This is a genomic window from Paenibacillus uliginis N3/975, from assembly GCF_900177425.1.
Classification (GTDB): domain Bacteria; phylum Bacillota; class Bacilli; order Paenibacillales; family Paenibacillaceae; genus Paenibacillus_AQ; species Paenibacillus_AQ uliginis.
Genome location: NZ_LT840184.1, coordinates 16,308 through 28,958, shown reverse-complemented (window position 1 = coordinate 28,958; position 12,651 = coordinate 16,308). Strand labels below are relative to the sequence as shown.

The following is a 12,651-nucleotide window of genomic DNA, read 5'->3' as shown; positions in this document are numbered from 1 at the left end:
GTACTGACGTAGAGTGCCCTCCTTGGGATTAGACCACTTTATAATTAAGCCACCTCATTAAATCATCTCCATTCACTTCCTCAACCACTTCGTACCAATTCTCGTTAATCGTGCAGGGAGCAGGTGCAGTACATGATAGATTTGAATAAATTAGCCGAGATATTTGCTAGTGGTTCCTGTGATATAGAAAGTGTCTACCGTTTAGTCATCCAGCCGAAAAGTATATTGCGTGACTTTAAGACCGTAAAGCATGGATTTCTATTTATCATTCGTGGAGAAGCTAGAATGTGTGTGAACGGAACTGCTTACGAATTACTTCCAGGATCAGTATTTCATGCGGCTCCAGGCATGCAACTTAACTCCCAAGTTATAGGACAATCAGAGTTCGAGTACTATTCACTTTTTTATCGATTGGACAAGATAGGTGATGAAAATAGAGGTCATGAATGCGACTCTCATTTTAAGCTTGAACCGGGAACAAATCCGAGAGTGATAGAATTACTGATCCTGCTCCATCAGAATGCCCATACACTTGGAGGGATTGGGAAACTTCGTGTCAAGGAATTATTCTTAAGCATCGTGTATCAAGTTCTGGTGGGTTGCAGGTATAGGGAGAGCGGCAGTTTTCCAAGTAAAAGAGTGATAGAAGAGGCTATTGCATACATTAACGGGCATTACATGAATCCGTTGACACTCGATGAGTTAGCTAACTTGCATGCTATGAGTCCCAAACGCTTCTCATACTTCTTTCACAAATATACGGGTTTCCGTCCCATCGACTATGTCATTCATTATCGTATGGAAAGAGCGAGTGAATTACTTAAAGCAGGTCAATTTCCCATCCGCGATATTGCTGTCAGTGTCGGTTATGCCAATCCGCTATATTTCAGTAGAGTATTTAAAAACAAATTCGGTGTGTCTCCCTCTGCATACGCACATAACTTAGAACATCATAAATAATCACACAGCAAGCCTGGATTAGATAATCCTACATATAGCATTCGCGATTTGTGTATTTGCATTTCTTATAGTCCTTGCTACACTTTATATTGATAATGAGAATCATTATTAACGTTTTCGGAGGTCGCATTATGATCACCGGGGTGCTTGTTGCCATGGAGAGGCATCTGTGCTGGATGTTAAATCGGTTGGCTTCGCCTTCTTGAGCATGCACTGATCGGAATATTTCCTAGGCGCAAAATTATTTTTCTATAGAGGAGGGTTGGTAGAGTTGACTACAAATAGACAATTATGTATTGGATTGTCCTTATCTGCAACTTGGATGAAAGGAGACGGTTGGCGGCGCCCAGACAGCGGTGTGGAAAAGATGGGGTCAATTGACTATTACATTGATTTGGCAAAGATGGCGGAGAAGGCAAAGCTCGATTTTCTTTTCAGGGCGGATTATCTTTATGTTAGTCCGCAGATGCTGGGCGATTCCGCTAATTTTGGCAGTCCCGACCCTACAATGATTTTTGCGGCAATTGCTCGTGAAACCGAGAGGATTGGATTGGTTACAACGGTTTCCACCACGTTCAATCCGCCGTATGTTGTCGCAAGGCAGCTTCAGTCGTTGCACTGGCTTAGCAACGGGCGCGCTGGCTGGAACATCGTAACTTCGATTGAAGGCGCAGAAAATTTCGGTGATTCGCCTATGCCTTCACCGCAAGAAAGATATGCGAAAGCAATGGAATTTACTGATGTCGTACGCAAGCTCTGGGAAAGTTTTCCGAATGAAGCCATTGTGATTGACCGCGAGTCAGGCATTTTTTCTGATAAGGATAAGGTTTCCGCAATTCATCATTCAGGTGATTTTTTCAGTGTCCAGGGACCTCTTACTTTGCCTGCCCATACATCGGGATCCATTCCATTATTTCAAGCAGGCGCGTCAGATACAGGACGAAATTTCGCCTCTTCAATAGCGGATGCTATTTTTGCGGCGATGCCAGACCTTGAATCCGGAGTGGAATTGCGAAATGATCTGAGAAGAAGAGCCAAGGAACATGGACGCGATCCGAACGCCATCAAAGTTTTGCCTGGATTATATTTTTTCTTGGCTGAAACTCGCGAGGAAGCGCATGAATTACATAAGTCTGCACATGCGCACTTGAGTGTGGAGCGCAGACATGCATCGCTCAAGTCAGTGCTGGGCCTTGATTTAAGCAGCTTTGCTTTGGATCATCGCGTAACTGCCGATATGCTTCCCGATCCGAATCAGCCAGTCCGCAGCCGGACACATGCTGAGCTGTTGCGCCGGTATATTACAAACCATCAGCCTACAGTGGAAGAGGTGTTGGCAAGGCCCGAGGTCGTCGGATCTGCTCACTGGGTTTCCGTTGGAACGGTTGAGGACGTATTGAACGATATTATTGAGCGGTTTGAGGCTGGGGCTATTGACGGATTTATAGCTCTTCCGGGCGGTTCAGAAGAATCCATGAAAATATTTTTTGAAAAACTGATGCCGCAGTTGGTTGAAAGAGGCTTGTTCAGAAGCGAATATGCAGGTTCGACTCTGAGGGCACATTTGGGTATTTAACACCTGATACTTATTAAAACATAGGACAGCCCTTCTAAGCTAAAAGCTTGGAGGTGCTGCCCAGTTTGTTTAAAAAGGAAGCCGCTGTTATCATCATAAAATTTTGATTCGTAACTGGCTCTTTGGTCTAAAACTCCATTCGAAGATTGAAATCATTATTGTATTTTCTCTGATTTGTAATCATCTACTATTATATTAATAACATGATAGGATTCTTCTGCGATTGCTGTGTTAGAATTTTTGTTACCATTGTATGTGATCAAAGCCTTCCATAGCGCCCATCCCCTTGCTCTATTCCAAGTTCCTTCATCCATATTTAATACATGCTTGAATATCTTTCGACTATCATTATCAAAAAATGTCCATGCCATTGCAGCATCGCAAGCAGGATCTCCTACACCCAATATTCCGAAATCAATGACTGCAGAAAGTTTTCCATCTCTAACCAATATATTTCCTGGCGCTATATCACCATGAACCCAGACAGGATCTGACTCCCATTTAGAATCTAATGCCAGTTCCCAAATTTCTTTCAATACGTGTTCATTAAAAGTATCTTTATTATTCTCAATTGCATATCTAGACTCCTCATCATATACAACTATATTTCCGCCTCTGTGGAAATTGTGCGCCCCAGCTAACGGACCTCCACTCGCATCAATCGATTGTAATTCAATTAAAAACGTCCCCAAGTCCCTCGCCAATTGATTGAGATCATTCATATTGTTTGGAGACAATGTCTCTCCCTCTAGCCACTTATTGATCGACCAAGGCCATGGATATTCTTCATTCGGATTACCTTTAGCTAATGGTGTAGAAATGGGTAAAGAAAGTTTTTGGCGTAGTATGGGTAGCCATATTTGTTCTTTTTCAACTTGAGGGACATAGGATTCTGCACTTGGTAACCTGACACTCATATGCTCACCTAAATGAAAAGTTCTATTGTCATGCCCACTAAATTGTACAGGTCTAACCTCTAAACCAGACCATTCGGGAAATTGTTCATTTATTAATCTTACAACTAAATCGACGTTAATCATATTCATGAAATACCTCTTCTAATTATTATTTATCAATCAACAAAAATATAGTAACAGTGTCGAGTTTACTTGAAAATAGATGCATGAGAATGGCTCCTTCTTCTTTTTGTGCTCGCCCACACATCGTATGCTTTCGATGCGAGCTTTCCTTGGGAAAGCTTTTACCGCTCACGCTTCTCCGGAATCGCTTCGTCCTCTACGCTATTTCGTGCTCGCCCATAATTTAATCAAGAAAGCAGCTATAGATCAAAATAAAGAAATGACGGTGCAGGAGTAACTTTCTACACCGCCATTTCTTTATTTTTTTTAGCTTTTTTTGATTAAAGTGAACTATCCCTCAAGTGAGGTTACCACTTTTGGGACGGCCCCTATTGTTTCCTTGAGCTATGCATGTTCTTTGCGATATAGCTCGCGGCTCTTATAACCCGCCTGAAGAATCATCTTCATTTCTTCGCGGCGTTTTGCTTTTGTTGCCTCTTGTATAGCGCTATATACATAACGGGCCCAATCCTTACGGTACCCAGGGGTAAGCGACTGGTATAAGGCAAGCAGCTCTGGTGTATCCTCCAAATCCTTCTCCACACTTGGAATCAAGGAAATATAATCATCTACACATTGACTTGGTTTTGAAGAAGTCTGGGCCTTACCCTTAGCGTCCTCTTTTAAACCGACAACGGTAAAGACATCATCCAGTCCGACCATGCGCGCAAATTTAATATTGCTTGTCCCGACATATCCTTTTTCGTCGCTACCTAGGCCCTCCAACAAATCATCGCGATGAATAAACGTGGGGTATACTTTATTTCCCTTTTTAGGATATGCGGCAAAGAGATATCCATTTGTATTAAGATGCTGCCGTTCAATTACAAGGTCAACAAGTTCCTTTAATGACTCTATATCTAACACAAAAGCAAATATGAGATCATATGCATGCTCCTTGAGCATCGTATCATAGCCTGTCAGCTCTGCAAAATAATTTGTTCCTTCAGGCTGATTCAATATCGCTACTTGCTCGTACTTTTGTAAGCTCAGCTTCTCTACGATTGATTTAGACAATTGTGCTTCATCCCCTACGTATTCAAATCTTTTCATTTATTAATTATTTGAATGATGATTACGTTGTCTGGACCAAATCCTTTAATAGGAACTCTTCTACTACCTTGGCCACGCCATCGTTCATGTTAGTATCCGTAACATAGTCGGCCAATTGTATAATTTCCTCCGGTGCATTGCCCATGGCTACCCCAAGGCCTGCAAATTCGAGCATCGCAACATCGTTATATCCATCGCCCATCGCAATGACTTCAGATCGCTCGATCCCAAGCTGCTGAATTAGATGATTCAAGCTCGTCCCTTTGTTCACGCCATCTTCCGTAAACTCAAGGAAGAAAGGCTTAGAGCGCATGACGTTGAGTTGCCCTGCCAGTTTCGCTTTTAATTTCTCCTCGACTAGAACCAGCTTATCTGGCTCTGCCACCATCAGCACCTTAACGACAGGTACTTGAACAGCCTCTACGAAGCTAGACACCTCAACAACCTTCATCCCTGTAATTTGCGATTCGATCAAAGTATATTCGTTCACTGATGCCGTCACAATATCATCGCCTACATAAGTTAGAGCGGATACGCCTTCTTCTATACTCATTTCATATAGGGCATGAGCCATCTGAGGCGTTAATGTACTGCTGAACGCCTCTTCTTGCGACCTCCAGTTAATGATCTTCGCTCCGTTGAACGACAGAATATAGCTTCCAAATCGTTCTAGGTCCAGCTCTTCTGCCAGTGCTTTCATGGCATAGGTTGGCCGCCCTGATGCTAAAACCACCTTAACCCCAGCTTCTTGAGCAGCCATCAGCGCTTGTTTGTTACGGGAAGAGAGCGTCCCGTCATCACGAAGCAGTGTATCGTCTAAATCCAACACAATCATTTTATATTTCATATTGCAACATCCCTTTACTTATCTAATAGAGTAGTTATTTCTACTATATCATTTCTCGAGAGCGATAAGGTACGCTAGTTCGCTCGTTCCTCATAATTGAACTCTATTGCTTGCCAATACTACATTCCATAAAATTTACCTTTTTTAAATGGTCTAGAATATCGTCTTTTGGGAAAAATACACTTCAGCGTTAAAAATTATGATGATGAAAACACCTTAACTGGAGGTCATAAATTTGAATATTACATCAGGAAGAAAGGTCGTTTTAGTTGGGACAGGGGCCGTTGGTTCAAGCTATGCGTTTACTTTAGTGAATCAAAGTTTATGTGATGAACTAGTCCTTGTTGATTTAAATGAAGAGAAGGCAAAAGGTGATGTCATGGATTTAAATCATGGAATTGTTTATACACCTTCTCCGATAAAAATAAAATTTGGTACGTACGAGGATTGTAGAGATGCGGCTATTGTTGTGATTAGTGCTGGAGCAGCACAAAAACCTGGGGAAACGAGACTTGATTTAGTCAACAAAAATGTGAATATTTTTAAATCGATTGTAAAAAGTATTATGGATTCTGGCTTTAATGGAATATTTTTAGTAGCTACGAATCCTGTAGATATTTTAGCTTATGCAACATGGCGGTTTTCTGGCTTACCTAAAGAAAAAGTTATTGGTTCAGGTACCATTTTAGATAGTGCAAGATTTCGCTATTTATTAGGTGAAGAACTCGATGTAGCTCCCACAAGTGTTCATGCTTATATCATTGGTGAGCACGGAGATTCAGCTGTTCCAGTATGGAGTTCGGCAAATGTTTCAGGAAAATTTATTGAGAATCATTTTACAGATAGAAGAAAAGACGAAATATTTGTACAAGTTCGTGATGCAGCTTATCAAATTATTGAATCTAAAGGTGCAACATACTATGGGATCGCCATGGGGTTAGCGAGAATAACGAAAGCAATATTACAAAATGAAGATGTAGTATTACCGGTTGGATCACTATTAGAAGGTGAATACGGTCACACTGACGTCTATATTGGTGTCCCAACAATCATAAATCGCTCAGGAAAAAAAGACATCGTTGAGATTTTATTAAGTGATATTGAAAAAGAAAAGCTCGCAAAATCGGTTAAAACATTAAAAGAAATTGGGAGCGGCTTATTTTAAAGTGAAAAATATACAAAAGGGAGCAGTCTAACATGTTAGTAGAAACCTTTAACCCGTTTAATAATCTGTTGATCTCCTCACTTGTTGGAGCTATTCCCATTATCTCATTTCTTTTATGTTTGACCGTATTTAAAATGAAAGGGATCCATGCAGCCTTACTAAACTTGGTGGTTACCTTTTTGATTTCGATGTTGGTATTTGATTTACCATTTGGTGAATCCATTGGCAGTGTGATACAAGGTGCAATTCAAGGAGTCTGGCCAATTGGTTACATTATTATAATGGCAGTTTGGTTATATAAGACCTCTGTAAAATCCGGAAAATTTGACATATTACGTGCAAGTATTGCCGGAGTTTCACAAGATCAGCGTCTTCAGCTTTTACTCATTGGTTTTTGTTTTAATGCCTTTCTTGAAGGTGCTGCGGGTTTTGGTGTACCCATCGCAATTTGCGCCGTTCTATTAGTTTCCTTAGGATTCAAACCACTGCAAGCTGCCATGCTATGTCTAATCTCTAATGGTGCTTCTGGGGCATTTGGTGCAATCGGAATTCCTGTTGGCATAATAGGCACCTTAAATTTAGAGGGTAATGTTACTTCCATGGATGTATCCATGATGACGGCATTTACGTTACCTATAATTAATTTTACAATTCCGTTTTTACTCATTTTGTTAATTGATGGGTTCAAAGGGATTAAAGAAGTTCTGCCTGCCATTTTGGTGGTATCTACCACCTATACAGTATCTCAAGCTATTGTTACATTACTGATGGGACCTGAATTAGCTGATATCATTCCCTCATTACTAGCTCTAGGGATATTGGCATTATTTTCAAGAAAATGGAAGCCGAAGCGTATTTTTTCACTAAATGATCAAGCGGTTCAAACGGAAAAACATACTGTAGGTAATATTATCAAGGCTTGGTCTCCATTTTACTTATTAAGTATATTTGTTTTAATATGGAGTCTGCCTGCATTTAAGGGTCTGTTTGCAGAAGGCGGGGCTCTAGATTTTACTACATTGACCTTTAAAATACCAGGCTCAACGCTAACCTCAAAAATTGATTTAATAAGTGCAACAGGTACAGCCATCTTATTGGCAGTCCTAATCACAATAATAACTACAAAATCTATCGGTTTCTCAAAAGGATTTACGCTCTTTAAAAAAACAGTTGCAGAATTTTGGATTCCTATCGTGATGATCTGTGCAATACTAGGTATCGCTAAATTAATGACTTATGGCGGATTAACAAGTGCAATAGGTGAAGAGATTGCAGCAACCGGAAATTTCTTTCCATTACTATCGCCAATCTTAGGTTGGATAGGAGTATTTATGACGGGGTCTGTCGTGAACAATAATACATTGTTTGCGCCAATTCAAGCAACAGCAGGTAATATTATAGGAACAGATCCAGCATTATTAGTTGCTGCTAATACTGCAGGAGGCACTATGGCAAAACTAATTTCTCCACAATCCATTGCAATTGCAACAGCTGCTGTTGGCGAAACAGGTAAAGAATCTGTTTTAACGAAAATGGTTTTAAAATATAGCATAGGTTTCTTAACCTTTGTATGTATTTGGACATTTGTATTGTCGTTGTTATTGTAGCTTACTTTTTCATGAAAAGACGAAAGACGTGACGTGCTTGATCGTTATCAGTGATCAAGCTCGTACACGTCTTTCGCTTACTATTCTTAACTCCTATTCTTCTTTCCTAACCTTTTTCGCTTATCTCCTAAGTGTCTCTATTTAGCTTTGGTACCAAGAACCGCATCAAGTTGTGTTTTTACTTGCTCTTTAGTGAGTGTACCATCTTGTGCTTGATCAAAAATCGCTTGTACTTTTTCTTTGGTAGCGTCATCGAGGTTATCTGGCTTTGTTACTTTGTTTATTTCTACTTTGACGCCCTTAGCTGCACTGAAATCAATCTCCCAATCGATACCAAGAGCTTGAAGTTGTGTTTTTACTTGCTCTTTAGTGAGTGTACCATCTTGTGCTTGATCAAAAATCGCTTGTACTTTTTCTTTGGTAGCGTCATCGAGGTTATCTGGCTTTGTTACTTTGTTTATTTCTACTTTGACGCCCTTAGCTGCACTGAAATCAATCTCCCAATCGATACCAAGAGCTTGAAGTTGTGTTTTTACTTGCTCTTTAGTGAGTGTACCCGCTTGTGATTGGTTCAAAATCGCTTTTACCTTTTCTAGGGTAGCGTCATCGAGGTTATCTAGTTTAATCACTTTATTTGTTTCTACTTTGATGTCCTTAGCTCCACTGAAATCAATCTCCCAATCGATACCAAGAGCTTGAAGTTGTGTTTTCACTTGCTCTTTAGTGAGTGTACCCGCTTGTGATTGGTTCAAAATCGCTTTTACCTTTTCTAGAGTAGCGTCATCGAGGTTAGCAGGTTTACTAACTTCTCCTTGTATTACCTGTTGTCCATTTCCAATAGTTTGTGTTGTTGGTGCTTCAGCAGCGAATACAGACCCATAAGAGGCAAGAGCAAAAACAGCACCTAAAGCAGTAGTAGCCAATTTCTTTTTCATAGTAATCAATCTCCTTCGTAAATGTATTTTTCTTGACGCCTTCATTGTAATTCCATCATCTGGAGTTAGGATGGAGATCAGGTAGAGTTTTGGTGCGTTCGGCGCTGACCGCTATCTATCTATGTATTTATACCGAATGTTTCTCCACATAAACTACAGATAACGCGGTTATAATACTACACGAGGTGATATATTGAAGAACTTTCATATTCTTGTGGTAGAAGATGACCTAGACATTCAGGAATTAATTAAACAATTTTTAATGACACAACAGTATAATGTTGAGGTTGCATCAGATGGAATAGAGGGAATGAAACTATTTAATAAGCAATCTTTTGATTTAATTCTTTTGGATGTAATGATGCCAAACCTTAACGGATTTGAAGTTGCTAAAATGATTCGAAATCAGTCAAATGTACCTATCATTTTGCTAACCGCATTAGAAGAAGAACAGGATCAATTGAAGGGCTTTGATCTTGGAATCGATGATTATATTACGAAGCCTTTTTCTTTTCATATATTGATTAAACGGGTCGAGGCTGTACTGAGAAGAAGCAATGATCTAAGTACGAGTAATCATTTAGTTTTCAAAGAAATACAAGTCGATTGCGATGCATATAAAGTTTATGTAAATGAGGTTGAAATCCCATTAACGACAAAGGAATTCGAAATTGTACAACTACTGCTTCAAAATGAGAAAAAAGTACTCACAAGGGAAAGTATTGTCGAAAAAGTTTGGGGATACGATTATTACGGAGAAACACGTATTATTGATACACATATTAAAAACATACGAAAAAAATTAGATATCCCCTACATTAAAACAGTGAAGGGAATCGGTTATAAAATTGATGAATAAGATATTAAGAACGATGAAGTTGAAGCGAATTACCTATAAACTTTTCCTGACTACATCTCTCATTTTGTTAGCCTTTGCAGTCCTGATTTATTTAACTTTATACTTCTTTCTCCCTTCATTTTATGAGCAGCATAAAACAAATCAGCTTCAAACAGGAATAGAAGAAATAATTGATAAATCTAAGGATCTCACTTTTCAAAAGGCCATACCGCTTCTTGAAGAGTACGCACAAAAAAATAACGCAACGCTCTACCTTCAAAATAAAGAGGGAACCATTATTTTTTCTCCTTTTTTGTCTTTTATCCAAAGTGATTCCCAATCATCACCTGATGATATAAAGTTCGGTGTAACAAAGCCGCCGGGGAATTCCAATTCATATGATGCTGCCGTGCCCATTCCATTCCAAGATAGTAACGTAACACTCTTCGTGTCCGCCACATTTCAACCTATTAGTGAAGCTTCACAGGTCTTGGCGCTTTTTCTCCCCTATATCAGTCTCATTGTCGTTGTTATTGGGATAGGAAGTGCTTATTTGTATTCGAGGTTCATTACAAAACCACTCCTTTACATTAATCAAGGAGCACAAAAGATGGCGAACTTGGATTTTTCCGAAAAAATTGAAGTTCGTTCCAATGATGAATTGGGGGAGTTATCCAAAAGCTTGAATGAGATGTCAATTAATTTACAACAAACGATGCTTGATTTACAAAAAGCGAATCAACAATTAAAAAGCGATATTGAAAAAGAGAGAGAGATAGAAATAAAACGCAGGGAATTTTTTGCGATTGTCGCGCATGAATTAAAAACGCCTCTTACGGTTATGAAAGGATACTTAGAAGGGATGATATACAATATTGGTCCGTATCAAAATCGTGACCAATATTTAAAGAAAAATCACCAAATTATTGAAAGTATGGAACAACTGGTTCGTGAGATTTTAAGCATGTCAAAACTTGAACAACACACCTTTAAACTACAATTAGAAGAAGTAAATCTCTCGGAATTAATGGATGCTCTCATAAAAAATCTCGGTTTTTTTGCTTCTCAAAAAGACATTCAAATCATAAAACAGATTGATTCTCACCTTACCGTGTATACAGATCGTATTCTTTTAGAAAAAGCCTGTAAAAATATTATTCATAATGCGATTATGTATTCACCGCATGGCGAGAAAGTATATATAAAGCTAACTCAAGATTCAAAACAACACCACATCCAAATGAAAGTCATCAATACAGGTGTGAAAATTAAAGAAGAGGAAATACAACATATTTTCGAACCATTTTATCGAATCGAAAAATCAAGAAATCGAAATACGGGGGGGAGTGGCTTAGGTTTATATATTGTAAAGCAAATTTTTGAAGCCCTTTCTATTACGTATTCTATGAAGAATACAGAACAAGGAGTACAGTTCACAGTTACTATTCCATTATCAATAAAGTAAGCAACAAAAAAGGGGGTGTCCCAAAAGGTCCGTTGACCTGGGACACCCCTTTGTCTGTTTCTAGACGCTGCGTGTACGAATCGTTCCTCCGACCGCCCTTGCCCCCATCAGCAAGATCGATAACTGGCATTATGACGAGGACGCAGACTCTTGGACATGTGCGGGCGGAAAGAAACTAATATTTCGTTTTGAAAGTAAGGAAACGACCAAAAGCGAAAGGCAATCGGGGATTCGAGTCAATCTCAGGTACCTGCCTACAATCAGCAAGTACTGGAAAATCCCCGAAGTGAGGAAAATTACGCGCTGCCCTTTCAGACGAATGATTGAACCGGAGAGCGTATTCGTGCAAATAAAGAATAACCGGGGATTCCGTCATTTTCTGCTTCGCGGCTTGCTGAAAGTGAGCCTAGAGGCCCTAGTGGCTACCACTCGCCCATAATCTAATCAAGAAATCAGCAATAGATCGAAATAAAGAAATGACGGTGCGGGAATAACCCTGCACCGTCATTTCTTTATTTTTCGTATCTTTTTGATTAAAGCGAGGTTACCTTTTGGGACAGCCCTTTAAATTTGTATATCTTCTGAATCTGAACTAAGGCCCTGTCTTGCCGCTTACAGACCCATCTTGTCTTGATAAGGAGGAGATATTTCCTCTTGATTTTGCATCATTCTATCTTCTTGATATACATCTGTTTCTTCTGGATTCAAGTCTGAGTTATCCCTTGAATTCAACACATATGAATACTCCCACCACTTACCTATGCTGACGCTTCGATTGAAGTGGGGGTTTCTGATGTATCATCTCTGCCGCTTGCCCGAGAAGGCCCTTGTAACTCCTTCTTCATACTTGGGCAATGGGTCGTGATCCAGGAAACTGGCCTTCGACGTATACGCCTCTTCGGTGAGAATCACTTCGATTCCGAGTGCCGCGGCTTTATACCGGATCATCGAAACAAGCATCTGATGTGGAATGTAACAGAACGACTGATTGTTGCTCCGCCCCATATCGGACTCCACCTTCCATCCCTGATTGTATCCGATGACGATTGTCCCGATCTTCTCCTCGGCAGCTAGTCTGACAATATAATGACTCGTCTTGTGAAACAAGTCCTTAATCCTCCGATGA

General features: G+C 39.8%; 10 protein-coding genes and 2 pseudogenes. 7 read left to right on the top strand and 5 right to left on the bottom strand.

Features of this window, described 5'->3' with window-relative positions; translation table 11 throughout:
• Positions 1-132 precede the first annotated feature (132 nt).
• A complete protein-coding gene (locus B9N86_RS00120) occupies positions 133-960 on the top strand; it encodes an AraC family transcriptional regulator (RefSeq protein WP_208917060.1) in 828 nt (275 codons plus the stop codon).
• A gap of 271 nt (positions 961-1,231) precedes the next feature.
• Complete coding sequence (locus B9N86_RS00115; RefSeq protein ID WP_208917058.1) at positions 1,232-2,536, top strand: NtaA/DmoA family FMN-dependent monooxygenase; 1,305 nt, start codon at positions 1,232-1,234, stop codon at positions 2,534-2,536.
• A gap of 155 nt (positions 2,537-2,691) precedes the next feature.
• Here the strand turns inward: B9N86_RS00115 and B9N86_RS00110 are convergent, their stop codons facing one another.
• From B9N86_RS00110 to B9N86_RS00100, 3 genes are all read right to left on the bottom strand, one after another.
• Positions 2,692-3,582 (bottom strand): aminoglycoside phosphotransferase family protein, encoded by an 891-nt coding sequence (locus B9N86_RS00110; RefSeq protein WP_208917055.1) that lies wholly within the window; start codon positions 3,580-3,582, stop codon positions 2,692-2,694.
• Positions 3,583-3,960: 378 nt separating this feature from the next.
• On the bottom strand, positions 3,961-4,632 hold the full coding sequence (locus B9N86_RS00105; protein WP_208917054.1) for a YdeI/OmpD-associated family protein: 672 nt from the start codon (positions 4,630-4,632) through the stop codon (positions 3,961-3,963).
• A 58-nt stretch (positions 4,633-4,690) separates the two neighbouring features.
• Positions 4,691-5,515: a Cof-type HAD-IIB family hydrolase gene (locus B9N86_RS00100; RefSeq protein WP_208917052.1), complete on the bottom strand. Its 825-nt coding sequence runs from the start codon at positions 5,513-5,515 to the stop codon at positions 4,691-4,693.
• 235 nt (positions 5,516-5,750) lie between these two features.
• Between B9N86_RS00100 and B9N86_RS00095 the strand changes: the two genes are divergently transcribed.
• Both B9N86_RS00095 and B9N86_RS00090 read left to right on the top strand, forming a co-directional pair.
• Positions 5,751-6,680 carry an L-lactate dehydrogenase gene (locus tag B9N86_RS00095; RefSeq protein WP_208917050.1) on the top strand — a complete coding sequence of 310 codons (930 nt, stop codon included), beginning with the start codon at positions 5,751-5,753 and terminating at the stop codon, positions 6,678-6,680.
• A 32-nt stretch (positions 6,681-6,712) separates the two neighbouring features.
• Positions 6,713-8,287: an L-lactate permease gene (locus B9N86_RS00090; RefSeq protein WP_208917048.1), complete on the top strand. Its 1,575-nt coding sequence runs from the start codon at positions 6,713-6,715 to the stop codon at positions 8,285-8,287.
• A 137-nt stretch (positions 8,288-8,424) separates the two neighbouring features.
• Here the strand turns inward: B9N86_RS00090 and B9N86_RS00085 are convergent, their stop codons facing one another.
• Entirely contained in the window at positions 8,425-9,222 is a 798-nt protein-coding gene (locus B9N86_RS00085) for a hypothetical protein (protein WP_208917046.1), read from the bottom strand.
• Positions 9,223-9,415: 193 nt separating this feature from the next.
• On the opposite strand from B9N86_RS00085, the gene B9N86_RS00080 reads away from it, so the two are divergent.
• The 3 genes and pseudogenes from B9N86_RS00080 to B9N86_RS30880 form a co-directional block, all read left to right on the top strand.
• Positions 9,416-10,081 carry a response regulator transcription factor gene (locus B9N86_RS00080; RefSeq protein ID WP_208917044.1) on the top strand — a complete coding sequence of 222 codons (666 nt, stop codon included), beginning with the start codon at positions 9,416-9,418 and terminating at the stop codon, positions 10,079-10,081.
• 13 nt (positions 10,082-10,094) lie between these two features.
• Positions 10,095-11,525, top strand: coding sequence for a sensor histidine kinase (locus B9N86_RS00075; RefSeq protein ID WP_208920009.1), 1,431 nt, complete (start codon positions 10,095-10,097; stop codon positions 11,523-11,525).
• Between the two features lie 106 nt (positions 11,526-11,631).
• Positions 11,632-12,019: pseudogene (locus tag B9N86_RS30880) on the top strand (transposase); the annotation flags it as partial.
• 313 nt (positions 12,020-12,332) lie between these two features.
• Here B9N86_RS30880 and B9N86_RS00070 read toward each other — a convergent pair.
• A pseudogene (locus B9N86_RS00070) lies at positions 12,333-12,651 on the bottom strand (IS200/IS605 family accessory protein TnpB-related protein); the annotation flags it as partial.

Excerpts from the sequence above, each read along its gene's own strand:
- B9N86_RS00120 (WP_208917060.1), top strand. The coding sequence starts at position 133 with ATGATAGATTTGAATAAATTAGCCGAGATATTTGCTAGTGGTTCCTGT.
- B9N86_RS00110 (WP_208917055.1), bottom strand. The coding sequence starts at position 3,582 with ATGAATATGATTAACGTCGATTTAGTTGTAAGATTAATAAATGAACAA.
- B9N86_RS00100 (WP_208917052.1), bottom strand. The coding sequence starts at position 5,515 with ATGAAATATAAAATGATTGTGTTGGATTTAGACGATACACTGCTTCGT.
- B9N86_RS00090 (WP_208917048.1), top strand. The coding sequence starts at position 6,713 with ATGTTAGTAGAAACCTTTAACCCGTTTAATAATCTGTTGATCTCCTCA.
- B9N86_RS00085 (WP_208917046.1), bottom strand. The coding sequence starts at position 9,222 with ATGAAAAAGAAATTGGCTACTACTGCTTTAGGTGCTGTTTTTGCTCTT.
- B9N86_RS00075 (WP_208920009.1), top strand. The coding sequence starts at position 10,095 with ATGAAGTTGAAGCGAATTACCTATAAACTTTTCCTGACTACATCTCTC.